Here is a 24925-nt window from a genome sequence, read left to right as displayed (position 1 = left end):
GCTAAGCCTCACCCATGTCCGGCAAGACTCCGCTCATCGCCCCGTCGATCCTCGCCTCCGACTTCGCCAAGCTGGGGGAGGAGGTGCGCGCCATCACCGCCGCAGGGGCCGACTGGGTCCATATCGACGTGATGGACGGCCACTTCGTGCCCAACATCACCATCGGCCCGGACGTGGTGAAGGCCCTGCGCCCGCACAGCGCCCTGCCCTTCGACGTCCACCTTATGATCGCGCCCGTCGATGCGTACATCGAGGCCTTCGTGACCGCGGGCGCCGACTATGTCAGCGTCCACCCGGAAGCCGGCCCACACCTGAACCGCACCCTGCAGCTGATCCGCCAGCTCGGCGCCAAGGCGGGCGTGGTGTTCAACCCGTCGACCCCGGTCGAGACCATCGAATGGATGATGGAAGACATCGACCTGCTGCTGGTCATGTCGGTGAACCCGGGCTTCGGCGGCCAGAGCTTCATCACCTCGCAGCTGAAGAAGGTAGAGCGCCTGCGCGCCATGATCGACGCCAGCGGCCGCGACATCCAGCTTGAGGTCGACGGCGGGGTGAACCCGGTCACGGCCCGAGACTGCGTCAACGCCGGGGCCACCGCCCTGGTCGCTGGCAGCGCCGTGTTCAAGGGCGGCCCCGACGCCTATGCGGACAACATCCGCGCCCTGAAGGGCGGCTGATCGACGGCATGGACGACCGGGCGCCCCTGACACGCGTGGTTCCCGACTTCGTCGCCCGCCTGGGCGGCGGACCCTTTTCCGCCTTCTCCGAAGGCCTGCGCCGGCAGGTCGAGCTGGAATGGTTCGGCTCGCCGCCGCACCTGCTGACCCTGGGCGGCAGGAAGCCCGACGGCCTCCAGGCCCATCCCCGCGACCCCCGCCCCGTCAATCCCGAGCGCGGCCGCCAGATCCTGACCGGCGCCTTCCTGCTGGGCGGCACGGCCCTACACCTGGGGCCGCAGGGCGATCCCTGGAACAAGGCCAGCCCGTCGCGCCGCTTCGCCGTGGTGCTGCACCGCTTCGCCTGGCTGCCGGACCTGCTGGCTACCGGCGACGCCGGGGCGCGCCAGGGCCTGCGCCTCTATCTCGACTGGCGGCGGGTGTTCGGCCGCTGGAACAGCTTTTCCTGGAGCGCCGAGGTCATCGACCGCCGCGTGCTTAACCTGGCCTGCGCCGCCCGGGCCTTGAACGCCGTCGCCTCGGACGCCGAGGGCGCGCAGCTGGCCCAGGACCTGGCCCGCCAGGCGCGTCACCTGCTGCAGATCACCCACGACCGGGGCCGCGCCGCCGAGCGCCTGGCCGCAGCGGCCACGGCCGGCTGCGTGCTGTCGGGCCAGGCGGGCGAGCAGATCTGCGAGAAGGCCCTCGGCCGTCTGGAGCGCATCCTGCCGCAGATCGTCCTGGCCGACGGCGGCCACGCCAGCCGCTCGCCCGAGGCGGGGCTGGAGCTTCTGTTTGACCTGCTGACCCTGGACGACGCCCTGGTGCAGCGCGGCCGCGCCGCGCCGGAGGCCCTGTCCCGCGCTATCGACCGCCTGACCGGCGCCGCCCGTTTCTTCACCCTGGCCGACGGCGCTTTGGCCTGCTTCCAGGGCGGCGAAGCGGTGGCCAAGGCGCGGATCACAGCCGCCCTGGCCCATGACGACGGCGAGACCCGCCCGCCGGAACAGGCCCTGAACGTCGGCTATCAGAAGCTGACCGGCAAGAGCCTGCAGATCGCGGTGGACGCCGGGGCGCCGTCGCGCGGCGACCTCAGCCTCGCCGCCTGCGGCCAGCCCCTGGCCATCGAGATCGTCTGCGGCAAGGACCGCCTGATCACCAACGCCGGCTGGAGCCCCGACGCCGCCGCGCCGCAGGCCTTCCGCCTGACCGACGCGGCCTCGACCATCGCCGTGGGCGACGTGTCGGCGGGCGAGCCCCTGCGCGGCTTTCTCGCCACCCTGCTGGGCCCACGCCTTCGTGGCGGCGCGCGGCGGGTGGAGGTGCGGCGGCACGAGACCGACGCCGGCCTATGGCTGGACCTGTCGCACGACGGCTGGGTCCGCCGTTTCGGCCTGACCCACGAACGACGGCTCTATGTGGATCTGGCGGCCGACGAGCTGCGCGGCGAGGACCGCCTGGGGCCCGTGCATGTTCCCAAGGGCGACGGCCCGCGCCGCTACGCCCCCTTCGCGGTGCGTTTCCACCTGCATCCCGACGCCCGCGCCAGCGTGGCCCGCGACCACAAGAGCGTGCTGATCAAGGGTCCGTCCAATATTGGCTGGTGGCTGCGAAACGATGCGGTGGACGTGGCGGTGGAGCCGTCGGTCCACTTCGAGAACGGCGTCGCCCGCCGCTCCACCCAGATCGTCCTGCGCAGCCAGGCCCGCCTGGACAAGGGCGCCCGCATCCGCTGGAAGCTGACGCGGGCGGAGACCTGATCGGCGGCGTTGACTCCCCCGCCCTCTCGCCTATTTTCCGCGCCGCCTGCGTGACTGGCGCTAGAGGTGGGTCACCACCGGGGAGCGCGGGCCTTGAAACGTCGCGCGCCTGGGCTCCTACTCGTTCAAACCGAACCCCGGAGTCCCGCCGTGCCCGCCGCCCCCGACTATCCTTCCGCCCCTGATCTCGTCGCGCCGAAGCGCGCTCTGCTGTCGGTCTCCGACAAGACCGGCCTGGTCGAGGCGGCCAAGGTCCTGCACGAGGCGGGCGTCGAGCTGGTCTCCACCGGCGGCACCAAGGCGGCGATCGCGGCGGCCGGCCTGCCGGTGAAGGACGTCTCGGACCTGACCGGCTTCCCGGAAATGATGGACGGCCGGGTCAAGACCCTGCATCCCATCGTCCACGGCGGCCTGCTGGGCGTGCGCGACGCCGCCGACCACGCCAAGGCCATGGCCGACCACGGCATCGGCGCCATCGATATCCTGTACGTGAACCTCTACCCCTTCGAGGCCACGGTCGCGAAGGGCGGCAACTACGCCGAGTGCGTCGAGAACATCGACATCGGCGGCCCGGCCATGATCCGCTCGGCGGCCAAGAACCACGGCTATGTCGCTGTCTGCACCGAACCGTCCGACCTAGCCGAAGTGCTGGAGGCGCTGAAGACCGGCGGCACGACCCTGGCCCTGCGACAGACCTTGGCGGCCCGCGCCTATGCCCGCACGGCCGCCTATGACGCGGCGATCAGCGGCTGGTTCGCCGGCCAGCTGGGCCAGGACGCACCCGCCCGCAAGTCGATCGCCGGCAACCTCGCCCAGACCATGCGCTATGGCGAGAACCCGCATCAGAAGGCGGCCTTCTACACCTTCCCCAACCCGCGCATCGGCGTGGCCACGGCTGCGCAGCTGCAGGGCAAGGAGCTGAGCTACAACAACATCAACGACACCGACGCCGCCTTCGAGCTGATCGCCGAGTTCGATCCGGCAGACGCCCCGGCCGTGGCGATCATCAAGCACGCCAACCCCTGCGGCGTGGCCACCGGCGCGTCCCTGCGCGAGGCCTATGAGCGGGCCCTGGCCTGCGACCCGACCTCGGCCTTCGGCGGCATCGTAGCGGTGAACCGCCGCCTGGACCGCGCCGCCGCCGAAGCCATGGTCGAGATCTTCACCGAGGTGGTGATCGCCCCGGAAGCCGACGAGGACGCCGTGGCGGTGTTCGCGGCCAAGAAGAACCTGCGCCTGCTGGTCACCGGCGGCCTGCCGGACCCCCTGGCCCCCGGCGAGACGTTCAAGTCCGTCTCCGGCGGCTTCCTGGTGCAGTCACGCGACGACGCCCGCATCAAGGCCTCGGACCTGAAGATCGTCACCAAGCGCCAGCCGACCGAGACCGAGGTGCGCGACATGCTGTTCGCCTTCACCGTCGGCAAGCACGTGAAGTCCAACGCCATCGTCTATGCCCGAGGCGGCCAGACCCTGGGCGTCGGCGCCGGCCAGATGAACCGCAAGGACTCGGCCCGCATCGCCGCCCTGCGCGCCGCCGATTTCGGCCTGGACCTGAGCGGCTGCGCATGTGCGTCGGAAGCCTTCTTCCCCTTCGCCGACGGCCTGATCCAGGCGGCGGAGGCCGGCGCCACGGCGATCATCCAGCCCGGCGGCTCCATGCGTGACGCCGAGGTGATCGAGGCCGCCGACAAGGCCGGCCTGACCATGGCCTTCACCGGCGTGCGGGTGTTCCGCCATTAGGAGCCAAGCGCTGACCGTCGCCGGCTGGTCCGACCGGCTGGCGGCGAACATCGAGGTCAGCCGGCCCGAGGGGGCCGGCCCCTTCCCCGTCGTGCTGCTGATGCACGGCTGCGGCGGCCTGCAGCCGTTCATGCGGACCTACGCCGAGGCGGCGGTGGCCGCCGGCTTCGCGGCGGTGACCATCAACTCCTTCACCCCGCGCGGCCTGTCGCGGGCCACGGCGCACCTGGTGGTCTGCACCGGCCTGGGCGTTCACGGCCAGCGGCGGTCGGCCGACATCTTCGCCATGCTGCACTGGCTGAAGGGCCAGGACTGGGCCGACGCCGACCATGTGGCCGTCGCGGGCTGGAGCCACGGGGGCTGGACCATCCTCGACGCCCTGGCCCTGTCGCCCGCCACGGCGCGGGCCACCGGCCTGATCGACGTGGACCTGGCGGCCCTGGAACGCGTGAAGACGGCGGTGCTGGTCTATCCCTATGCCGGCCCGTTCAGCACGGCCCTGCGCCGGGGCTGGAGCGGACGCACCCCGCGCGTCGCCGCCGTGCTGGGCGGCAAGGACCAGGTGGTCGGCTTCCGGGCGGCGGAGCGGGTGCTGGGGCGGCTGTCGGCCGACGGCCTCGCCATCGACACCCTGAAGTTCGACGACGCCACCCACGCCTTCGACGACGACCGGGCCAGCGATCCGCGCACGCGACATCGGCCGGACTACGCCGTGCAGACCCAGGCCTTCTTCGCCCGGGCCCTGCGTTCAGCCCTCGCCTGATCCGGACATGAAAAAGGCCTGGCCCCGTCAGGAGCCAGGCCCCTTCCGATCTTCATCGCCGGCCGGTCAGGCCGCCGACACCACCTCGCGCAAGGCGCCGTTGGCGATGGTCAGCTTGGCGAAGCTCCAGTCGCCGCCCGCCGCCTCGATCTCGTCCACCGCCTTCTTGGCGGCGCGGACCGGATCGGCGCGCAGGGCCGACCAGGACGACACCGCCGCCTTGGCCGCGTCCAGGCTGTCGCCAGCCTGAGCATTGGCGGAGAACTTCATCACCGCCTCGCCAAGGGCCGCCTGCTCGGACAGCAGATCCTCGATCAGGCGGCGGACCGCCATGCGCTCGAAGGCGTCGCCGGCCGGCAGACCGCCCGCGGCCGCCCGCAGGCGGTCGAAGGCGAAGGCCGAACCCACGCGGTGATAGAGACGGCCAGCCTGCTGCGGGGTCCAGCCCTGCTTCCAGGCCAGATCCGCCACATCGCTGACGCTGGTCAGGGTGCGCAGGGCCGCGATCTCCTGGGCCAGGGCCTCGGGCGCGCCCAGGGCGACGAAGCCCTTGGCGCGCTTGGCCAGGCTCTTCTGGTCCAGCTGGGACAGCAGGGCCGAGCCTTCGGCGCGCAGGGCGTCGGCGGCCGGGCGGTACAGGTCGATCAGCCCCTGGACAGTGACGTCGCCGCGCGTGGCGCGACGGGCCAGCCAGAAGGTCTGCCGGCGCAGGACCAGCGAGACTTCCGAGAACAGGGCCGTCTGGGCGGCCGCCGGGATCTTCAGGTCCTGGGCGGCGATGGCGTCCCACGCCTCGTCCAGGCGGAAGATGCGGCGCGCCGCCTCGAAGGCCAGGACCATGGCGCGGGTGTCGCAGCCGGCCGCGCCGCGCAGGCGGAACGGGAAGGTCGGGCCGCACAGGTTGACGATCTCGTTCGACAGCACCGTCGAGATGATCTCGCGACGCAGGCGGTGACGCTTCATCTCATCGCCGTACTTGCCCAGGGCCTTCGGGAAATAGGCCTCGAGCGTGGACTCGAAGAAGGCGTCGTCCGGACCGGTGGAGGCCACCAGCTCGTCGAACAGGTCGAGCTTGGAATAGGCCAGCAGCACCGCCAGTTCCGGACGCGTCAAACCCTTGCCCGTCTGGCCGCGTTCGATCAGGGCGGTGGCGTCGGGCAGGCCCTCGACCTTGCGGTCCAGACGGCCGCGCTGCTCCAGATCGGCCATGAAGCGCTGATAGGCGTCCAGGTCCGCCGCCCCGCCTTGCTGAGCGAGGGTCAGGGCCAGGGTCTGATCATAATTGTGCACCAGCACATGCTCGGCGACCTCGTCGGTCATCGAGGCCAGCAGCGTGTTGCGGTCGGGGCGGGAGAGATTGCCGCCGCGCTCCACCATGCCGGTGAGGATCTTGATGTTCACCTCGTGGTCGGAGCTGTCGACCCCGGCGGAGTTGTCGATGGCGTCGGTGTTGATCCGGCCGCCCCCTCCGCCTGCGCCCAAGCGGGCGAACTCGATGCGGCCAGCCTGGGTCAGGCCCAGATTAGCGCCCTCGCCCACCACCTTGACCCGCAGGTCAGAGCCGTTGACCCGGACGGCGTCGTTGGCCTTGTCGCCCGCCTCGGCGTTGGTCTCGCCCTTGGCCTTCACATAGGTGCCGATGCCGCCGAGATAGAGCAGCTCGGCGCGGCTCTTGAGGATGGCGGTCATCAGGTCGGCCGGAGAGACCTCGTCGGCCTTCAGGTCGAGCACCGCCTGGACTTCCGGCGACAGCGGGATGGTCTTCAGGCTGCGGGCGAAGACGCCGCCGCCCTTGGAGATCTTGCTGCGGTCATAGTCGTCCCAGGACGAACGCGGCAGCTTGAACATGCGGTCGCGCTCGGCCCACGAGGTCGCCGGATCCGGATCGGGATCCAGGAAGATGTGGCGGTGGTCGAAGGCGGCGACCAGCTTGGTCGCCTTGGACAGCAGCATGCCGTTGCCGAACACGTCGCCCGACATGTCGCCGACGCCGACGACGGTGAAGGGCTCGGTCTGGATGTCCTTGCCCAGCTCGCGGAAGTGGCGCTTCACCGCTTCCCACGCGCCACGCGCGGTGATGCCCATGACCTTGTGGTCGTAGCCCACCGAACCGCCCGAGGCGAAGGCGTCGCCCAGCCAGAAGCCGTAGTCGTCGGCCAGGCCGTTGGCGATGTCGGAGAAGGTCGCCGTGCCCTTGTCGGCGGCGACGACCAGATAGGGGTCGTCACCGTCATGGGCGATGACGCCGGCCGGGCGGATGACCTCGCCGTCGGCGCCGAGGTTGTCGGTGATGTCGAGCAGGCCCGACAGGAAGGTCTTGTAGGCGACGACGGCCGCGGCGCGGGTCTCGTCCGGGGTCCCGCCGCGGGGCAGGGCCTTGGGATAGAAGCCGCCTTTCGAGCCGACCGGCACGATCACCGCGTTCTTCACCTGCTGCGCCTTCACCAGGCCCAGCACCTCGGTGCGGAAGTCGTCACGGCGGTCGGACCAGCGCAGGCCGCCGCGCGCCACCGGGCCGAAGCGCAGGTGGACGCCCTCGACGTGTGGAGCCCAGACGAAGATCTCGCGATAGGGCTTGGGCGCCGGCAGATCGTCCAGCTCACGGCTGGCGACCTTGAAGCTGATATGCGGCTTGGACGCGCCGTTGGCGTCCTGCTGGTAGAAGTTGGTCCGCTTCACCGCCCCGACCAGCAGGGCCAGGCGGCGCAAGACACGGTCGTGGTCCAGGCTGGCCACGGCCTGCAGGGCCTCGACCACCTGGGCCATGATGGCCTGGGCCTGGGTTTCGCGGGCCTCGGCGTCCGGCGCCAGGGCCGGGTCGAACTTGGTGCGGAACAGGTCGAGGATCAGGCGGGCGACGCCAGGGTGGGCGCTGAGCGCTTCTTCCTGCACGGCCTGGCTGGGATCGAGACCGCTCTGCTGGCGGTACTTGGCCAGGGCGCGGATCAGGGCCGCTTCGCGCCAGGAAATGCCAAGCTCGAGAACCAGACGATTGAAGCCGTCGCTCTCGGTATGGCCGGTCCAGACCGCCGTGAACGCCGCCTCGAACGGTGCGCGGGCGTCGTCGAACACCAGGTGCTCGCCCTGGTCGTCCTGCAGCAGGAACTCATGCACCCAGACCGGGCGCGGGGCGCCGTCGGGGCCGATCGGCGTGACCTTGTTGCCTTCCTCGATCAGGGCCTTGAGGCCCATGTGTTCGAGGATCGGCAGGACATTGGCCAGCGGGGCCGCCTCACGCGGGCGGTACAGCTTGAAGCGGAACTGCAGCGGCGTGTCGGTCGGCTTGCGGAAGGCGCGGATGCGGACCGGCTCGTCGGCGGACATGTCCTCGATCACCGCCATGTCGGCCAGGGCCTCGGCGGCGTCGTTCTCATCGCGGTAGCCGGGCGAGAAGGCGCTGGCGTAGCGGGCGAGGGTTTCACCCACCGCGCCACGGGCCACGCCGCCGGCGCGGGCGGCCGCCTCGAAGCGGTCCTCCCAGGTGCGGGCGACATCGGCGATCTGGGTCTCCACCGCCGACAGGTCCGGGCTCGGGTGTTCGCCCGGCGCGACGCCGATGATGTAGTGGACCCGCGCCAGGGGGGCGTCCGAGAAACTGGGATAGTAGGCCGAGACGCGGCCGCCAAAGGCCTGCGCCAGGACGTCGCCGGCCCGGGCGCGGACGCCGGAATCATAACGGTCGCGCGGCACGAACAGCAGGATCGACACGAAGCGGTCGAAGGGGTCGCGGCGGGCGAACAGCCGCACGCGCGGCCGGTCATAAAGGTGCAGAACGCCCAGGGAGATGTTGAGCAGCTCGTCCTCGCCCATCTGGAACAGCTCGTCCCGGGGATAGGTCTCGACGATGTTGCGCAGGCGCTTGGCGTTGTGGCTGCCGGGGGCGAAGCCGGCGCGCTGGGTGACGCCGGCGATCTTGCGGCGGATCAGCGGCACTTCATGGGCCGGAGTTCTCATAGCCCTCGGCGGTGAACAGGCCGACGAAGCGGATCTCGCCCGACGGCTTGCCGTCCGCGCCGTAACGCTTGACCCCGATATAGTCCATGTAGGCGTGGCGGTGAACGCGCGAGCGCAGGTTGGACTTGGCCACCACCACCGGGTCGCCGACTTCCAGGTGCCGGCGCAGCTGGGCCGACAGTATGGCCGGCTCGCTGGCGCGGCGCAGGACGGCGCGGGACTGGTCGCGCAGGACGCCCAGGCTGCCTTCCGGCTGATACAGGGGCTCCTCCGCCGCATAGCCGCCGTCGGCGGTGCGCGGATACTCGTAGGAACGGGCGCCGAGGAAGACGAAGTGATCGTCCTCGAGCCAGGACAGGAAGGCGATCAGCTCTTCACGCTCGGCCGCCGATTCGGGGGCCGGCGCGGCGCGCAGCTCCTCCACCGTGCGGCGCATCAGGGCGCGCATGCCTGAGAAATCCTCGACCGCGACCTTCACGTCCACCAAGGTGGCGTGGATGGCCTCGACCAGGGCGTCCTCGCGGTCCTCGCCCACCGGATCGAGGTGGACCTGGATCATCGAGCGGCGAACGTTCGCCAGCTCCACCACGGGGTGGAACATGGCGCGGACGGTGAAGCCGAGGTCGGCGATTTCGCCCATGATGGAGTCGACGAGGAACGGACGGTCGGGCTGGACGATCTCCAGCAGGTCGTAGCCCAGGTCCCGCCCGCCTTCGCCGACCGCGCGGCGCAGGCGAAGGGCGGGGTCCGACAGGCCGTCCGCCCGGGCGTAACGCCAGAACTCGGCGAGAACGGCGGCGAGGTCGCCTTCGCTCAGCCCGACAAGCTCGTCGGGGGCGAAGTCGTCGATCACCTGGATCAGGAAACCCTCGGCGGAGGGTGCGTCCGCGCCAAGCTGCGCGGCGAAGGCCTTCTTCAAGGCGTCGGATACGAAGTCAGCTGCGACTGACGGGCGGACTTTTGCGCCGCTCATAGGGTAACCCCGTTTTTCTTCCTCCCGCGGGCGCGCTTGCCCGCGTTCAATGGGATCAACCCTGACACGGGAGGGGAAACAACCCCCTGATTGGAAAAAAACCGGTTTTGCCACACCCAGAACGCGAAAGCGCCGCCGGATGGGGGAAATCCGGCGGCGCAATGGTTCGCCATGGGGGAAATGGCGTCACCTTGGGCGGTCTCGACGATTTTCGCCGATCCGCGCTTCGGACCTGGGGGAACGTCCGATGGTCTCTAGATAGGGAGGTCCGTCGGAGATTAAAGCCCCCTCAAGAAGAAGGTTTTGCGGGTGAATTTTTCCGGGGCCGGGACGCGGGCTTTCGGGGGGTCCGCGCCGGCGCGTCGTCGACGCCCAGGGGGTCTCCATCGGCCGAAAGCAGGATGGCGATCCGGCGGCCGCCCTCGAACTGGGCCAGGATCACCATGGTCATGACCGCCAGCGGCGTGGACAGGAAGGCGCCGGGCAGACCCCAGACCAGGCTCCAGAACGCCAGGGCCAGCAGCACCACCACCGGGTCCATGTTGAGGCTGTCGCCCTGCATCCGCGGCTGGATCACATTGCCGACCACGAATTGCACGCCCTGCAGGATGCCCAGCAGCAGGATCGCCTGCCACCAGGTCTCGAACTGCACCAGGGCGAAGACCGGCGGCAGGGCCACCCCGATCACCCCGCCGACGATGGGAATGTAGGAGGCCAGGAAGATCAGGAAGGCCCAGAACAGCGCGCTGTCCAGGCCCACCGCCGCCATGGCGATCCACGAGCCGACCGCGATCATCAGGCCGGTGACCGTCTGGATCCACAGATAGCGCTCAACCCCGCTGCGGATGCGGTCGAAGATCTTGGCGGCGTCACGGCGCTCCGCCTCGTCGCGGTACAGCTTCTTGGTCTTCTGATTGAAGCCCTGGCGCGAGGCGATGATGAAGCCGAGATAGATCAGCACGAACACCGCGTCGGACGCGAAGTTCTGGAAGCCGCCGGCCACCGCCCCGATATAGCGGGCCGGATTGAAGCGGCCGATCAGCTCGCGCACCGGCGGCGGGGCGGCCACGCCCAGCAGGTCCGCCACCTGGGCGATCCGTCCGTCGATGCGCGGGCCGTAGTGGATCAGCTTGTTGACGAACCCCGCCGCGTTGGCGGCGACGAACCACAGCGTCAGGCCCAGGAACAGGATCGAGAAGACCACCGCCGCCGGCATGGCCAGCCGCGCGGGGAATCCCGGAATCCGGTCCTTCAGCAGCCGGGCGAAGCCGTCGATCATCACCGCCAGAAACAGGGCCAGGGCCAGGGGCGTGAGGATGCCGCGCAGGAAATCAGAGGGTGAATCCCACCGCCACGGCGGCGATGATGATCAGCGAGGTGCGCGAGGTGGCGGGGGGCGTGACGGCCATGACGGGTCCAGTTTGGGGCGAGCGACTGTCGAGTTCGGCCCGCGTCCCGTCAATGGCGACGCTTCAGACCAGCTCGGCGTGTTCGAACACCTGGTTCCGCACAACGCCCCAAGGCTGAGCTTGGCTCCCGACATTCTGGTCAAGCTCCAGATCCAGCATCGGGTTGCTCCAGTACAACTCCGTGTGCGTCTCCAGCGTCCCCGATCCGTCGGTCATGGCGGCCGAGCCGTAGGCGGTCGGCAGATGCACGTTGAATTGCGCGAGACCGTCCTGGGCCAGGTCAATCAGGAAGCGGTTATTGGCCGTCACGTAGGGGCCGGCATCGGCCTTCTGCGCCTCGGCGAGCAGCCAACCGACCATCGCCGCCTTGGTTCCAGTCCCGTTCTGGCCGTCGCCGCCGTAACTGGCGAAATAGGCGACGCGGGCGCTGGTCAGCAGGGCGGTGACCTTGGCGTCGGTCGCATCGATCCCGAAGATCTGCTCATAGGCCTTGTCGGTCGCCTGGCGCAGGTTCAGGCCGCCGTAGTCGTCGGCGAAGTCCGCGCGCCCCTCGCCCAGCTTGCCCAGGTTCACCGCGAAGTTGATGTAGCGGTTCTCGATATTGAACCGAGCGTAATAGGGATCGTTCAGGTCGCCGGCGTTGTCGGCGCTGTTGATCAGGAAATCCAGGCCGCTGGCCGTCGGCGTGCGACCCGTGAAGAAGTCATAGGCCAGATTGGCCACCGAAGTCGTCGAGCCCGCCCAATCGGCGATCTGCGCCCTGGCGGCCGCCAGACTGATGGCGCCGCTGTCCACCTGGGCCGCCAGACCCGGCAGAAGATCGGCGAAGGCCTTCATCGGATTGGGGACCACCGCGCCGTCCGACAGGATAAGCGTCGCCGGCGCCGTCACCGGGTTCACCCGCAGCACGTGCTCGAAGCTGGCCTGCAGGACGCTGATCGTCCCGGCGCTCCCCGCCGCGGCCTTGGCTCCGTACAGGGTCTGGACGCCGTTGATGTCGTCGGCGGTCAGGGTCCCGGCGCGATTGGCGCTGGTGATCTGCGGATACATCACCGCGTTCTGGATGCTGGTGTGCTCCAGACCCAGGGCGTGGCCGATCTCATGGACGGCGGTGCTGTAGAAATTGTCCCGGTCGTAGGCGTCCACGTCGAAATAGACCTGGGCGACGCGCATCTCCCCGCCGCTGTACCAGAACCGGGCGGTGGCGAGCGTCGATCCTTCCCCCGGCCCAGGCCGGCCGTCGATCGGGGCGTCGCCGATGCGGATATCGACGCTGGACGCGTCGGCCACCCAGACGAAGTCGATATTGGACACCGCCTCCCAGGCGTCGAACGCCGCCTGGACAAGCGCGCGGTAACCCGCGGCGATGGGCGTCATGCTGGTATAGCCGGAAGGCAGGCCGCCGAGGGCGCCCTCGGCGAAGCTCCAGGTGACGGTCGCGCCGACACCGTACTGGGCGGAATCCCACTTGGCGGGTCCGAAAACGGGCATAGCTCACTCCACGTGGGCCACCCCTGTCCCGTCAACGTTGTAACCCGGGATGGGATGCGCGCGAAAGCGGCTGATGTCGCTTCTTTGCGCCGCGGACTCAGGCGGCGGTGGAGCGTCGGCGCGGCGCGGCCTTGCGGGACAAGGGGTGGGTCCAGTTGGACAGAGTGTCCACCGGCGCGGGGCGGCCGATCGCGTAACCCTGGACCTCGGCGCAGTTCTCGCCGCGCAGGAAGGCCAGCTGCTCGCCGGTCTCCACACCCTCGGCGACAACGGGGATATCCAGGCTGCGGCCCAGGCTCAGCACCGCCTTCACGATGGCGGTGGCGCGGTCGTGGCGGTGGATGCTCTCGACGAAGCTCTTGTCGATCTTGAGCTTGTCGAAGGGGAAGGACTGCAGGGTCGACAGCGACGAATAGCCGGTGCCGAAATCGTCCATGGCGATGCGCACGCCCAAGGCCTTCAGCTGGCGCAGGTTGTCCAGGGCTCGCTGGTAGTCCTTGAACAGGGCGCTTTCGGTCACTTCCAGCTCAAGCCGCTGCGGCGACAGGCCGGAATTGACCAACACCCCGTGGACCATGGCCGACAGGCCAGGCTGGTTCAGCTGCAACGGCGACAGGTTCACCGCCACGTTCAACGGACGCTCCCAGGCCATGGCGTCGGCGCAGGCGCGGTTGAGCACGAAGGCGCCGAGGGCTTCGATCAGACCGCTTTCCTCGGCGATCGGTATGAACTCCACCGGCGGGATCATGCCGCGCGTGGGATGGTTCCAGCGCACCAGCGCCTCGAAACCGCAGACCTCGCCGTCCGAGGTGCGCGCCTGGGGCTGGTAATAGACCATCAGCTCTTCGGCCTGGATGGCGGCCTTCAGCTCCCAAGCCAGATTACGGCGCTCGCGGATGGTCTCATCCATCTCGCGCTTGAAGAAGCGATAGCGGTCGCGGCCGCTTTCCTTGGCCCGGTAAAGGGCCATGTCGGCGTTGGCCAGAAGGGCGGCGGCGGTGCGCCCGTCGTCCGGGCACAGGCTGACCCCGATGCTGACGCTCAGGGAAAGCTCGTGGCCCTCATAGCTGAACGGCTTGCGCATGACCTCAAGCACCCGCGCGGCCAGTTCGGCCGCAGCGGACGGCTGGTCGCGGCCGCCGATCTGCACGATCACGAATTCGTCCCCGCCCAGGCGCGCGGCGAAGGAGGGGGCCGGCAGCAGGCTGGACAGACGTTGCGCCGCCTCGACCAGCAGGGCGTCGCCGGCGGCGTGGCCGTGAACGTCGTTGGCGTCCTTGAACTTGTCGAGGTCCAGGCACAGCAGGGCCAGACCCTCGCGCGAGGCCTCGACCCGCTCCAGCGCCGACGATAGGCGCGCCTGCAAGGCGTGGCGGTTGGGCAGGCCGGTCAGACCGTCATGCTCGGCCAGATAGCGGATCTTCTCTTCCGCCGAGCGGCGCTCGCGCAGGTCGCGGATCGCCAGAACGGTCAGGCCCGTGCTTTCGGTGCGGCGACCGTCGTCCAGCACGCGCGAGAACACCTCCACCGGGATCTCGACCGAACCGTTGCGGGGCCGCAGCACGGCCTCGCGGCGGTGTTCGATGCGCGGCGCGGCGCTCTTGTCGAACACCAGCAACTCGCCTTCCACCCGCTCGCCGCGGATGTCGCCCAGGGGCGCGCCGATCAGTTCGCAGAAGGCGGCGTTGGCGTCGTTCAGCCGGCCGTCCTCGACGACCACGATGCCCTCATAGGCGGCGTTGGCCAGACGGCGGGTGCGCTCCACGGCCGAGCGGTTGGTCTGGGATTCGATGACCACCGCGCCCAGGCCGCCCAGGACGATCATGCCGGTGATGCCGGTCACGGCGAAGGTCAGGACCCCGCCCGACAGCAGCTGGCTCGGAACAACGATGGTGGGGTCCGGAATGACGGTGATGGCGCCCATTCCGGTGAAGTGAAGGGCGCAGACGCCCGTGGCGAACAGGGCGCCGGCCATCATCTGGCGGCTCAGGCTGCGCGCCCGGCCAGCCACAAGAAGAGCGGCCACAGCGCCGATGACGCCGAACAGCACCGAGGCGCCGACGATGGACTGCTCCCAGACGAGTTGGCCCTGGGTCTCGAAGGCCGACATGCCCTCATAGTGCATGGCCGCCACGCCCAGGCCGATCAGAACGCCGCCGGCCACCTGGTTGTCGCTCTCGCGACGCACGGCGCCCACGGCGAAGCCGCCGCCGATGAACACCACCGCGATCATCAGCGAGGCCAAGGTGCCCATCGGCTCGTAGCCGGTGGGCAGGCCGGGCTGATAGGCCAGCATGGCGATGAAGTGGGTGGCCCAGACGCCGGAGCCCGCGACCAGACCGGTCAGCAGCAGCCAGGCCGCGCGGACCATGCCCTCCGAGCCACGGATCCGCGAGAACAGCCGGAAGGCCGTCAGGCATGCCGAGAAACAGACGACCGCCGCGACCAGAACGAGCCGGAAGTCGTGCTCGGTGGTCAGGCACGTCAGAACTTTGAGCACGCGGCGCCCTTATCCCAAGAACAAGGGGGCACCCTGCACTACCGTTGGCAAAGAAATCGTTTCGAAGACTGGATTTATTCGCGCAACACCAATCTCCGTAAAGGTTTCCGCGCTTTAACTATACGGCCTTGCCGTCTTTCGAATAGCCCAGATCTTCCAGGTCGTCGTCGCTCAGCCGCGATGATTCATAGCGCGAGGCGCGGGCGCCGCCCGCGTCTGAAAGATCACCACCCGCCGCCAGCCCGACTTCGTCATCGGCGCCGCGCGACAGGCCCATCGTCGACCGGACAGCGAGGTTCTGATCGTCTTCCAGGGCCTCGTCGTCGAACTCGCCGTTGTCGGCGTCGGCTTCCAGTTCGATGATCTCCTCGTCGTCGAGATCTTCGGCGATAAGGGCGTCATCATCGTCCGCGTCGCCAGCCGCCTGGGTCAGGTCCTCGACGTCGGGCATTTCCTCGAAGGTTCGGAACTCGGCGTTGGGGCCGCCCTGCTCGTCGAGAGACATGTTGTCCTCGTCGAAGGTCTCCGCCTGATCCTGTTCCCAGTCGCCGTTCGTATCGGTCATGACCATCTCCTGTGCTGGACAGCGAAACGGGCGGCGTTGAGGCGATGTTCCTGAAGCGAGAAGAAACAGGAGCCGAAACGAAAAAGGGCCCGCCGAAGCGGACCCTTTTCAACTCGAAGCTCCAATCGGGAGATTGGAGCGGGCGAAGAGATTTCGAACTCTCGACCCCAACCTTGGCAAGGTTGTGCTCTACCACTGAGCTACGCCCGCATCGGGGGGCGGCGAACCGCGTCCCCAAATTCGAGAGGCCGGCTTATGGCAGAGGCCTCTAGCCTTTGCAAGCCGCCTGTCGAAGAAAATCACGCCCCCAGTTTCGGAGCCTTCAAACGGCGCTTGTTGACGTGGTCCGTCGGCCCCGGCCCCAGCTCTTCCGGCAGCTCTCCCTTGAAGTAATAGCGCTGCCAAGCTTCCTTCACCGCCTCCGGCTCCCGGCGGAAGATTCGGGCGTTGAATTCGCCGCGCTGGCGGCTCCACGCGTCGTACTGGTCACGCAGCTCGTCGTTGCGGGCCAGGGAGCGGGTCACCGGCTGCACCTGGGCCAGCGGCTTGTCCTGCACCAGGGTGATGAAACAGAACGGCTCGCCCTTTTCGAAGCGGACCTCGCCCGGGCGGGTGAAAATCCAGTTCATCGTGAAGGGGAACGGCAGCCAGTCGGTCTCCACCAGGCCGGTCAGGGCCTGGATGCCGTCCTTCACATGGTTCGGCGCGCCGGTGGTCCACATGGACCAGCCCGGAGGACTGCGGAACAGATAGCCGGGGTGGAAGGTCAGAACCCCATGGCTGAAGTGTGATTTCACGAAATCGGTGAAGTCCGGAAACGGGTGGTCCGGCGTCAGGCGGATGTCGTCCTGATGCTTGCCGCCAGTCCAGGTCGCCGTGAAGCCGACCGGGCACAGGATCTCCCACCCGGAGGTGTTGGCCATGGTCAGGGGCAGACAGCGGTACGGGTGCCGGTCCGAAAAGGTCTCCATCCACCCGCGTTGCGGGCGCCCCGGCACGATGTCCGGCGGGCGGTTGCAGGTGGGGTAGCACTCGAGCTGCATGCAGGGTCCTCAAGCTTGGATGTCGAAACACCTCTAACCTTGAGCCTTGGCCTGCGCTAGGGAGGCGGCATGACCGGCCCCGCTGCGCGCTCCGACCTCTTCGCCTTCTTCGATCGCCACGGCGTCGATCACCTGACCCACGAGCACCCGCCGGTGTTCCGGGTCGAGGAAGGCCACGCGATCAAGGCGGCGCTGCCCGGCGGCCACACCAAGAACCTGTTCCTCAAGGACAACAAGGATCAACTGTGGCTGATCTCGGCGCTTGGCGAGACCCAGATCGACCTGAAGGCCCTGCCCGCCGTGATCGGTTCGGGCCGGCTGTCCTTTGGCCGGGAAGAGCTGATGGTCGAGGTCCTCGGCGTTACGCCTGGCTCGGTCACCGCCTTCGGCCTGATCAACGATCGCGACCGCCGGGTGCGCTTCGTCCTCGACGCCGCCCTGGCCGCCGCCGACCCGGTGAATTTTCACCCGCTGAGCAATGACGCGACCACCGCGGTGTCCCAGGCCGGCTTCCGACGGTTCCTGGCGGCCTTGGACATCGAGCCCATGATCGTCGATTTCGGCGCCATGACGCTCGCCGCGCGTTGAAGCTCGCGGCGCTTGCGACCACATTAGCGACTTGGAATTCTGGAGCACCCGACCATGACCCTGATCGGCGAGGGCCTCGCGCCCGCAAAGAACAGCGCCGCCGACGACCTGATCAAGGAAGGCTCCGACGCCAGCTTCATCGCCGACGTCATCGAGGCGTCCAAGACCCAGCCCGTCATCGTCGATTTCTGGGCTACCTGGTGCGGCCCGTGCCGTCAGCTGACCCCGGCGCTTGAAAAGGCCGTGACCGCCGCCGGCGGCGCGGTGAAGCTGGTGAAGATCGACGTCGACAAGAACCCGGCCTTCGCGGGCCAGCTGCGCGTGCAGTCGATCCCCACCGTCTACGCCTTCGTCAACGGCCAGCCGGTGGACGGCTTCATGGGCGCGCTGCCCGACAGCCAGGTGAAGGCCTTCATCGACAAGCTGGCTGGCCCCGCCGCCCCCTCCGACGTCGACGCGATCCTGGCCCTGGCCAAGGAGTCCATGGACCTGGACGACATCGGCGGCGCGGCCCAGGCCTATGCCGAGGCCCTGTCCTTGGACCCAGAGAACATCAAGGCGATCGGCGGTCTGGCCCGCTGCTACCTGGCCGGCGGCGACATCGATCGCGCCCGTGAACTGGCGGATATGGCGCCCGCCGACGCCAAGGACCCGGATCTGGAAAGCGTCCGCGCCGCCCTGTCCCTGGCCGACGACGCGCCGTCGGAGACCAGCGGGTTCGAAAAGCGCCTGGCCGCCGACGCCGACGATCACGAGGCCCGCTTCGAACTGGCCAAGGCCCTGGCCGGCCAAGGGCGGCTGGATGCGGCGGCGGACAACCTGCTGACCATCATCGAGCGCGACCGCGCCTGGAACGACGAGGCGGCGCGCAAGCAGCTGCTGACCGTCTTCGAGGCGGCCGGCCCCATGTCCGAGGTCGCCAAACACGGTCGGCGACGTCTATCCTCGATCCTGTTCTCGTAAGGAGCGGCACATGCCCACCGGCTATCGGAAGGCTGCGGACCTGCCCCAGGTGATCCCGGTGTTTCCGCTGGACGGAGCCTTGCTGCTTCCGGGCGGGCAGTTGCCGCTCAACATCTTCGAGCCGCGCTATCTGAACATGCTCGACGACGCCATGGGCGGAGAGCGGATCATCGGCATGATCCAGACCCGCCATGGCGGCGATCCGGAGCGCCCTCGCCTCGCCGCCATCGGCTGCCTGGGCAAGGTGACCAGCTTCGCCGAGACCGCCGACGGCCGCTACCTGATCACCCTGACCGGCATCTGCCGTTTCGTGGCGGGCGAAGAGCTGCCGGCGCGCACGCCCTACCGGCAGGTCCGGGCCGACTACGCCCCGTTCGAGCACGACCTGACCAGCATGGATGTCGGGCTGGAGCTGGACCGGGGTCCGTTCCTGGCGGCCCTGAAGCACTATCTGGAGCGCCGGGGGATGGAGATCGACTGGGAAAGCGCCGAAAGCGCGCCCTGCGACGCCCTGGTCAACAGCCTGTCCATGGCCCTGCCCTTCGACGCCCAGGAAAAGCAGGCCTTGCTGGAGGCGCGCACGGCCGAAGACCGCCGCACCGCCCTGATCGCCATGCTGGAGATCGACGCCGCCGCCGGCCCCGATGACGAACCGACCGCCATCCAGTAGAAGGCGGCCATGAGCGATCCTTTCGACACCCCCGCCGCCGATATCGACCCGCGCCTGCTGGAGGTTCTGGTCTGCCCCGTCAGCCGCGGCCCGCTGGACTATGACCGCAAGGCCGGCGAGCTGGTCAGCCGCCAGGCCAAGCTGGCCTATCCGATCCGCGACGGCGTGCCGATCATGCTGGCCGAAGAAGCCCGCATCCTCGAGGACTGACGCTCAGCTCAGGCCCCGCTCCTCGTCCAGGGACAGCACTAGGTCCGCATAGCCGGGCATGGTCGCCAGGATATGCCGGGTCAGGCGCTCGTAGTGCTGGATGAAGGCGGCGATCTCGTCGTCGCCCATGACGCGCCCCGCGTCCGGCGACTGGAGGCGAAGCGCCTCTTCCTGCTGTCGCCGCCAGCCATGCACGACCTCGAAGCCCGGCGCGGCGAGAAACACCAACCGGTCGATGCGGCTGAACAGCGCCCCATAGGGTCCCCCAAGCACGGCGTTGGCGTGACGACGCCAGGCCGCCTGCGGGTCCCGTCGGGCCTCCAGGGCGTTGGCGGGCGCGATCAGCTGGTGCTCGGCCTGCAGCCGTGCGCCGACGCACCAGCCCTCGAAGATCAGGACATCCAGCGGCGCATCCAAGCGCCGCCAGGACGACCGCGGGACCGGGTCGTCGGTCGCCTTGTCGAAGCGCGGCAGGGTCACGGATCGTCCCGCCTTCACGTCATCCAGGATCGACAGGCCCCGGGCGACATCGTGCGTGCCGGGCGGCCCTCGGGTCGCGAAGAGCGGGTGAATGTCCTGCGCCATCTGTTGTCGCGCCGCATGCGACAGGTAGAGATCGTCGATCGACAGGGCGTCGACGCGGAGACCCCGCGCGGTCAGCCGCTCCGCCAGACCGGCCGCCAGGGTCGACTTCCCCGATCCCTGGGCGCCGCAGAGGCCCAGGATGAACGGCCCATCGCGCCGCCACCCGTCGAGGGCGGCCTCGATCGCATCAAGCGACGCGATCAAGCGGCGCCTCTCCCTGAAGAAGCGGTCGAGATTATCGGCCACGCGCATCCCCATGGCGGTCCGCGTCTCCAACGTGGCGCTGCCCAGGTGGGGCAACAGCACCAGGTTCGGCGCGGCCAGAAGGACCGGGTTCACCTGGGGTTCGCCCTGATAGACGTCCAGCCCGGCGGCGGCGATGACGCCTTTATTCAGGGCCCTGGCCAAGTCCTCCTCCGCCACCACCGAGCCTCTGGCCGTATTGATCAGGATGGCGCCGGGCTTCATCCGCGCCAGCAGATCGGCGTCGATCATGTGGTGGGTCGCGGGGCCGCCCGGCGTATGCAGGGACAGCACGTCGCTGACGGCGGCCAGCCCCTGCAGCGTGTCGTGATAGATCGCCCCGTCCTCATCCTCGACGCGGCGCCGGCTGTGATAGGCGATCTTCATGCCCAAAGCGGCGCGCGCCCGCTGGGCCGTGGCGCGGGCGATCCGGCCATAGCCGACCAGGCCCAGGGCCTTGCCCGCCAGCGACTGGCCCAGCAGATGGGTCGGCCGCCAGCCCGCCCAGCGCCCCTCGCGCAGTTCCCGTTCGCCCTCGCCGGCGCGCCGACTGGTCATCAGGATCAGCAGCAGGGCCAGCTCCGCCGTCGCGTCGGTCAGGACATCGGGCGTGTTGGTCACCACCAGCCCGGCCGCCTTGGCGGCGCCCAGGTCGATATGTTCGAATCCCGCGCCATAGTTGGCGATGATCCGCACGCGCGGGTCCGGTTCGGCCAGCACCGAGGCCGGAATCCGGTCGGACACCGTCGGGCACAGGGCGTCGAACCGCGCCATGGCTTCCCGGAAGCGCGCCTCGCTCAAGGGCTGGTCGTCGGTATTGAGCGTGACGTCGTAGTGCGCCGCCAGCCGCGCCTCGACCGCATCGGGCCAACGGCGGCTGAGGAGGATTTTCGGCTTCATGAACGCGGACAGCCCATCGAGACCCTCACCTAGAGCGCTTCGCCCCGCAGCAGTCGTGGCGTGTCGCCCACTGCGCCGCCGGCTTCCTGCATGAAGAACCGCCGCGCCGGTCCGATGCGGTTGATCACCGCCATCCCCGCCCCGCGCACGAAACGCAGCAGCGGATCGTCGTTGGAGAACAGCCGCACGAAGGCGTCGGACGAGGCGGCGATCATGGCGTTGTCGAACCGCCGCCAGCGGGCGTAGCGGTCCAGAACCGCCAGGGAGCCGATGTCCTCGCCAGCCCGAACCGCCTCAACCAACACCTCGGCCAGGGCGGCGACGTCCTTAAGGCCCAGGTTCAGGCCCTGGCCGGCGATGGGATGGATGCCGTGGGCGGCGTCGCCCAGCAGCGCCACGCGCGGCGCGGCCAGCCGCTCGGCCAGGGACAGCGACAGCGGATAGACGAAGGTCGGGCCGGCGATCTCGACCCGGCCCAGGAAATCGCCGAACCGGCGGTTCAGGAAGGCGTGCAGCGCCTCGGGACCGGAGGCCTTAAGCGCGTCGCCGCGCGCGGTCTTCTCGGTCCACACCAGGCTGGCGCGGTTTTCGGTCAGCGGCAGAATGGCGAAGGGGCCGCCCGGCAGAAAATATTCATGGGCCACACCTTCGTGCGGGCGCTCCAGCTTCACGGTCGCCACCACGCCGGACTGACCGTAGCCCCAGCCGACGGTGCCGATGCCGGCCTGGCGGCGGATCACAGAGCCCCGGCCCTCGGCGCCGACCACCAGCGGGGCGCGCAGAACCTGGCCGCCGCCCAGGGTGACGGCCGCGCCGCCGCCCTCCACCGTCAGGTCCGTGACGCTTTGCGGCGCGATCACCTGGACCAGGGGGCTTTTCAGCACGGCGGCCGACAGGGCGAGGCGCGTCTGGCGGTTCTCCAGCATGTAGCCGAGCGGTTCGCCGTCGCAGCGGTCGGCGATCTCGGCGGCGTCGAAGCGCAGATAGGCCGAATGGGACAGGTGCGCCGGACCGACGCCCGCCCCCGGGGCGCGGCCGTCGGTGACCAGGATCTGCTCGATGCGCTGGGCGTGCGGCTCCATGGCCTCGCCGACCCCGATCGTCTTCCACTGGCGGAAGGAGGCGAAGGCGATGGCCGAGGAGCGGCCGTCGAAGGTCGGCGCCAGCTGCGCGTCGAAGGGCTGCGGGTCCACCAGGACCGAGCTCAGCCCCGCGCTGGCGAGCGCCAGGGCCAGGGTGGAGCCGGCCATGCCCGCGCCGGCGATGATCACGTCCGCATCATATCGATCAGCCATGGGGCCGATATGCGCGCTCCGACGGGGATAAGTCCAGACGCGCCGATCATCGTAAACGCCCCTTAACCTTCGTGCGCGCAGAACAGGGTTTGAACGACTTCGGAGCTTGAGGGGCGACATGGCGCGGGCGGCGCGACGCACGATTGGCGAACTGGCCTGGGACGCGGCCAAGGCGGGCTGGAGCGCGCCGTTCACGGCTCGCTTCCGCGGCGGCCTGGTGACCGCGGCCGGCGTGGCGCTGGTCCTGGCCGTGGCCACCTATGACGCCGCCGATCCCAGCTGGAACGCCGCTACCGGCGGCGCGCCCGGCAACGCCCTGGGCGGCGTCGGCGCCACCCTGGCCGACATCTTCATGCAGTCCCTTGGCCTAGCCGCCTGGGGCGCGGGCATGATGATGGTGATCTTCGGTCTGGCTCGTGTGGCCGACCAGGAGCCGGACCTGTCGCGAAAATCGACCCGCATCCGCGCCCTGGTGGGCGTGCTCGGCCTGCTGGCCCTGGGCGGTCTGCTGGCCCTGCCGAGCCCGCCGTCAGGCTGGCCCCTGGCCAAGGGATTGGGCGGGTTCTGGGGCGACGGCCTGCTGCATGGCCTGTCGGGCCTTTTGAGCTTCGCTCGGCTGCCGGGGGCCACCGTCATCGCCGGCATTCTGCTGGGCGTGCTGGGCGTGGTCGGTATCGGCTACGCCATCGGCCTGCGCCGCCTGGATCTGGCCGCCTCCGCCAACTGGTTCGGCGAGCAGATGCAGCGCCGCAATGAAGAGGTCGAGGAGCGCCGCGCGCCCACCCCCCGCGCCGCGCCGCCGCGTCCGGAGCGCAAGCCCCGCCAGGCCCCCGCCCCGATCAGCATCGCCGTGGATGACGATGAGGACGAGGATACGCCCATCGTCGCCGACGATCCGCGCCCCCTGTCGATCAAGCAGCCCAAGCCCGCGCCGAAGGATTCCGGCCGCGAGGTGCGCGAAAAGCAGAAGACCTTCGATTTCGTCCAGCCCGGCGGCTTCCAGCTGCCCGAGCTGGCCATGCTGACCAAGCCCAAGCCCCGCGCCTCGGCGGTGGACGAGGGCTCCCTTCGCCAGAACGCCCGCCTGCTCGAAAGCGTGCTGGCCGAGTTCGGCGTAAAGGGCCAGATCGACCAGATCCGCCCGGGCCCAGTGGTCACCCTGTACGAACTGGTCCCCGCCGCCGGGGTCAAGAGCGCCCGCGTGGTGGCCCTGTCAGACGATATCGCCCGCTCCATGAGCGTCGCCGCCTGCCGCGTCAGCGTGGTCCCGGGCCGCAACGCCATCGGCATCGAGCTGCCCAACCAGAAGCGCGAGACCGTCTATCTGCGCGACCTGCTGTCCAGCAGCGACTACGAGAAGGCCGGCCAGGCCCTGCCCATGGCCCTGGGCGAGACCATCGGCGGCGAGCCCTACATCGCCGACCTGGCCAAGATGCCCCACCTGCTGATCGCGGGCACCACCGGCTCGGGCAAGTCGGTGGGGGTCAACGCCATGATCCTGTCGATCCTGTACCGCCTGCCGCCGGACAAGTGCCGGTTCATCATGATCGACCCGAAGATGCTGGAGCTGTCGGTCTATGACGGCATCCCGCACCTGCTGGCGCCGGTGGTGACCGATCCCAAGAAGGCCATCGTGGCGCTGAAGTGGACCGTGCGCGAGATGGAGGACCGCTATCGGCGCATGTCCAAGATCGGCGTGCGCAACGTGGCCGGCTACAACGAGCGCGCCAACGAGGCCAAATCCAAGGGCGAGCACTTCGAGCGCACCGTCCAGACCGGCTTCGACGAAGCCGGCCGCCCGATCTACGAGACCGAAAAGCTGAGCCCCGAGCCCATGCCCTATCTGGTCGTGGTCATCGACGAGGTGGCCGACCTGATGCTGGTGGCGGGCAAGGACATCGAAGGCGCCGTGCAGCGCCTGGCCCAGATGGCCCGCGCCGCGGGCATCCACCTCATCATGGCCACCCAGCGCCCGTCGGTGGACGTCATCACCGGCACCATCAAGGCCAACTTCCCGACCCGGATCAGCTTCCAGGTCACCTCCAAGATCGACGCCCGCACCATCCTGGGCGAACAGGGCGCCGAACAGCTGCTGGGCCAGGGGGACATGCTCTATATGGCCGGCGGCGGCCGCATCACCCGCCTGCACGGTCCCTTCGTCGGCGACAACGAGGTGGAGGAGGTCGCCAAGTTCCTGCGATCCCAGGGCACGCCGCAGTACCTGGAAGAGGTCACCGCGGGCGGCGAGGACGAGGACGCCGAGGCCATCGAGGGCGCCTTCGCCGGCGAGGGCGGGGCCAACGACCTGTACGACCACGCCGTGGCGGTGGTCACCCGCGACCGCAAGGCCTCGACCAGCTACATCCAGCGCCGCCTGCAGATCGGCTACAATCGCGCCGCATCGCTGATGGAGCGGATGGAGAAGGAAGGCGTCGTCGGCGCGGCCAACCACGCCGGCAAGCGCGAAATCCTGGCCCCGCCGCCGCCCGCCCTGTAGCGGCTGGCCAGGAAAAGCGGCGCGGCGATGAAGCTTCGCCTTGGCTTGCGCGTTACGGCCTGTTCCAAACCTGACATGCAGCGGCCTTGCTGGCGCCGAAATGGCGAGACAGGGTCG

General features: G+C 69.3%; 16 protein-coding genes, 1 tRNA gene, 1 pseudogene and 1 riboswitch. Of the genes and pseudogenes, 9 read left to right on the top strand and 9 right to left on the bottom strand.

Annotated features, from left to right (window positions below):
• Nucleotides 1-14 precede the first annotated feature (14 nt).
• The 4 genes from rpe to ABOZ73_RS10345 all read left to right on the top strand — a co-directional run bounded on the left by rpe (nt 15) and on the right by ABOZ73_RS10345 (nt 4922).
• Nucleotides 15-680: a ribulose-phosphate 3-epimerase gene (gene rpe, locus ABOZ73_RS10360; protein ID WP_369058079.1), complete on the top strand. Its 666-nt coding sequence runs from the start codon at nt 15-17 to the stop codon at nt 678-680.
• 8 nt (nt 681-688) lie between these two features.
• Entirely contained in the window at nt 689-2419 is a 1731-nt protein-coding gene (locus tag ABOZ73_RS10355; protein ID WP_369058078.1) for a heparinase II/III family protein, read from the top strand.
• Nucleotides 2420-2459: 40 nt separating this feature from the next.
• Nucleotides 2460-2541, top strand: a riboswitch (ZMP/ZTP riboswitch).
• Between the two features lie 28 nt (nt 2542-2569).
• Nucleotides 2570-4159 (top strand): bifunctional phosphoribosylaminoimidazolecarboxamide formyltransferase/IMP cyclohydrolase, encoded by a 1590-nt coding sequence (gene purH / locus ABOZ73_RS10350; protein WP_369058077.1) that lies wholly within the window; start codon nt 2570-2572, stop codon nt 4157-4159.
• A gap of 91 nt (nt 4160-4250) precedes the next feature.
• On the top strand, nt 4251-4922 hold the full coding sequence (locus tag ABOZ73_RS10345) for a dienelactone hydrolase family protein (RefSeq protein ID WP_369058076.1): 672 nt from the start codon (nt 4251-4253) through the stop codon (nt 4920-4922).
• A 66-nt stretch (nt 4923-4988) separates the two neighbouring features.
• Here the strand turns inward: ABOZ73_RS10345 and ABOZ73_RS10340 are convergent.
• The 7 genes and pseudogenes from ABOZ73_RS10340 to ABOZ73_RS10310 form a co-directional block, all read right to left on the bottom strand.
• Nucleotides 4989-9849, bottom strand: a pseudogene (locus tag ABOZ73_RS10340) (NAD-glutamate dehydrogenase).
• Between the two features lie 289 nt (nt 9850-10138).
• Nucleotides 10139-11128: an AI-2E family transporter gene (locus ABOZ73_RS10335; RefSeq protein WP_369058075.1), complete on the bottom strand. Its 990-nt coding sequence runs from the start codon at nt 11126-11128 to the stop codon at nt 10139-10141.
• Between the two features lie 193 nt (nt 11129-11321).
• Nucleotides 11322-12749, bottom strand: a complete 1428-nt coding sequence (locus ABOZ73_RS10330; protein ID WP_369058074.1) for a matrixin family metalloprotease — start codon at nt 12747-12749, stop codon at nt 11322-11324.
• Between the two features lie 97 nt (nt 12750-12846).
• Complete coding sequence (locus tag ABOZ73_RS10325; protein ID WP_369058073.1) at nt 12847-15249, bottom strand: EAL domain-containing protein; 2403 nt, start codon at nt 15247-15249, stop codon at nt 12847-12849.
• Nucleotides 15250-15367: 118 nt separating this feature from the next.
• Nucleotides 15368-15814, bottom strand: coding sequence for a hypothetical protein (locus ABOZ73_RS10320; RefSeq protein ID WP_369058072.1), 447 nt, complete (start codon nt 15812-15814; stop codon nt 15368-15370).
• 134 nt (nt 15815-15948) lie between these two features.
• Nucleotides 15949-16024, bottom strand: a tRNA-Gly gene (locus ABOZ73_RS10315).
• An 89-nt stretch (nt 16025-16113) separates the two neighbouring features.
• The gene (locus tag ABOZ73_RS10310) at nt 16114-16857 is read right to left on the bottom strand and encodes a DUF6065 family protein (protein WP_369058071.1); all 744 of its coding nucleotides are present in this window, start codon (nt 16855-16857) and stop codon (nt 16114-16116) included.
• A gap of 69 nt (nt 16858-16926) precedes the next feature.
• Here ABOZ73_RS10310 and ABOZ73_RS10305 point away from each other — a divergent pair, with 69 nt between their 5' ends.
• From ABOZ73_RS10305 to ABOZ73_RS10290, 4 genes are read left to right on the top strand one after another with little or no spacing between them, the layout of a single operon-like run.
• Nucleotides 16927-17445, top strand: a complete 519-nt coding sequence (locus tag ABOZ73_RS10305) for a prolyl-tRNA synthetase associated domain-containing protein (RefSeq protein WP_369058070.1) — start codon at nt 16927-16929, stop codon at nt 17443-17445.
• A gap of 54 nt (nt 17446-17499) precedes the next feature.
• Nucleotides 17500-18408, top strand: a complete 909-nt coding sequence (gene trxA / locus ABOZ73_RS10300) for a thioredoxin (RefSeq protein ID WP_369058069.1) — start codon at nt 17500-17502, stop codon at nt 18406-18408.
• Between the two features lie 10 nt (nt 18409-18418).
• Nucleotides 18419-19078: an LON peptidase substrate-binding domain-containing protein gene (locus ABOZ73_RS10295; protein ID WP_369058068.1), complete on the top strand. Its 660-nt coding sequence runs from the start codon at nt 18419-18421 to the stop codon at nt 19076-19078.
• A gap of 9 nt (nt 19079-19087) precedes the next feature.
• Nucleotides 19088-19288, top strand: coding sequence for a Trm112 family protein (locus tag ABOZ73_RS10290; protein WP_369058067.1), 201 nt, complete (start codon nt 19088-19090; stop codon nt 19286-19288).
• 3 nt (nt 19289-19291) lie between these two features.
• Here the strand turns inward: ABOZ73_RS10290 and ABOZ73_RS10285 are convergent, their stop codons facing one another.
• Both ABOZ73_RS10285 and ABOZ73_RS10280 read right to left on the bottom strand, forming a co-directional pair.
• Complete coding sequence (locus ABOZ73_RS10285; protein WP_369058066.1) at nt 19292-21016, bottom strand: NAD(P)-dependent oxidoreductase; 1725 nt, start codon at nt 21014-21016, stop codon at nt 19292-19294.
• A gap of 29 nt (nt 21017-21045) precedes the next feature.
• Entirely contained in the window at nt 21046-22311 is a 1266-nt protein-coding gene (locus tag ABOZ73_RS10280) for a UbiH/UbiF/VisC/COQ6 family ubiquinone biosynthesis hydroxylase (protein ID WP_369058065.1), read from the bottom strand.
• A 118-nt stretch (nt 22312-22429) separates the two neighbouring features.
• On the opposite strand from ABOZ73_RS10280, the gene ABOZ73_RS10275 reads away from it, so the two are divergent.
• Nucleotides 22430-24808, top strand: coding sequence for a DNA translocase FtsK 4TM domain-containing protein (locus ABOZ73_RS10275; protein ID WP_369058064.1), 2379 nt, complete (start codon nt 22430-22432; stop codon nt 24806-24808).
• The last annotated feature ends 117 nt before the right edge of the window (nt 24809-24925 follow it).

This window comes from Caulobacter sp. 73W (genome assembly GCF_041021955.1).
Lineage (GTDB): Bacteria > Pseudomonadota > Alphaproteobacteria > Caulobacterales > Caulobacteraceae > Caulobacter.
Note: the sequence above shows the minus strand (reverse complement) of the source record. Positions and strands in the feature narration are given on the sequence as shown.

Excerpts from the sequence above, each read along its gene's own strand:
- rpe (WP_369058079.1), top strand. The coding sequence starts at position 15 with ATGTCCGGCAAGACTCCGCTCATCGCCCCGTCGATCCTCGCCTCCGAC.
- ABOZ73_RS10355 (WP_369058078.1), top strand. The coding sequence starts at position 689 with ATGGACGACCGGGCGCCCCTGACACGCGTGGTTCCCGACTTCGTCGCC.
- ABOZ73_RS10335 (WP_369058075.1), bottom strand. The coding sequence starts at position 11,128 with ATGATCGACGGCTTCGCCCGGCTGCTGAAGGACCGGATTCCGGGATTC.
- ABOZ73_RS10330 (WP_369058074.1), bottom strand. The coding sequence starts at position 12,749 with ATGCCCGTTTTCGGACCCGCCAAGTGGGATTCCGCCCAGTACGGTGTC.
- ABOZ73_RS10320 (WP_369058072.1), bottom strand. The coding sequence starts at position 15,814 with ATGACCGATACGAACGGCGACTGGGAACAGGATCAGGCGGAGACCTTC.
- ABOZ73_RS10310 (WP_369058071.1), bottom strand. The coding sequence starts at position 16,857 with ATGCAGCTCGAGTGCTACCCCACCTGCAACCGCCCGCCGGACATCGTG.
- ABOZ73_RS10305 (WP_369058070.1), top strand. The coding sequence starts at position 16,927 with ATGACCGGCCCCGCTGCGCGCTCCGACCTCTTCGCCTTCTTCGATCGC.
- trxA (WP_369058069.1), top strand. The coding sequence starts at position 17,500 with ATGACCCTGATCGGCGAGGGCCTCGCGCCCGCAAAGAACAGCGCCGCC.
- ABOZ73_RS10295 (WP_369058068.1), top strand. The coding sequence starts at position 18,419 with ATGCCCACCGGCTATCGGAAGGCTGCGGACCTGCCCCAGGTGATCCCG.
- ABOZ73_RS10290 (WP_369058067.1), top strand. The coding sequence starts at position 19,088 with ATGAGCGATCCTTTCGACACCCCCGCCGCCGATATCGACCCGCGCCTG.
- ABOZ73_RS10285 (WP_369058066.1), bottom strand. The coding sequence starts at position 21,016 with ATGAAGCCGAAAATCCTCCTCAGCCGCCGTTGGCCCGATGCGGTCGAG.
- ABOZ73_RS10280 (WP_369058065.1), bottom strand. The coding sequence starts at position 22,311 with ATGGCTGATCGATATGATGCGGACGTGATCATCGCCGGCGCGGGCATG.
- ABOZ73_RS10275 (WP_369058064.1), top strand. The coding sequence starts at position 22,430 with ATGGCGCGGGCGGCGCGACGCACGATTGGCGAACTGGCCTGGGACGCG.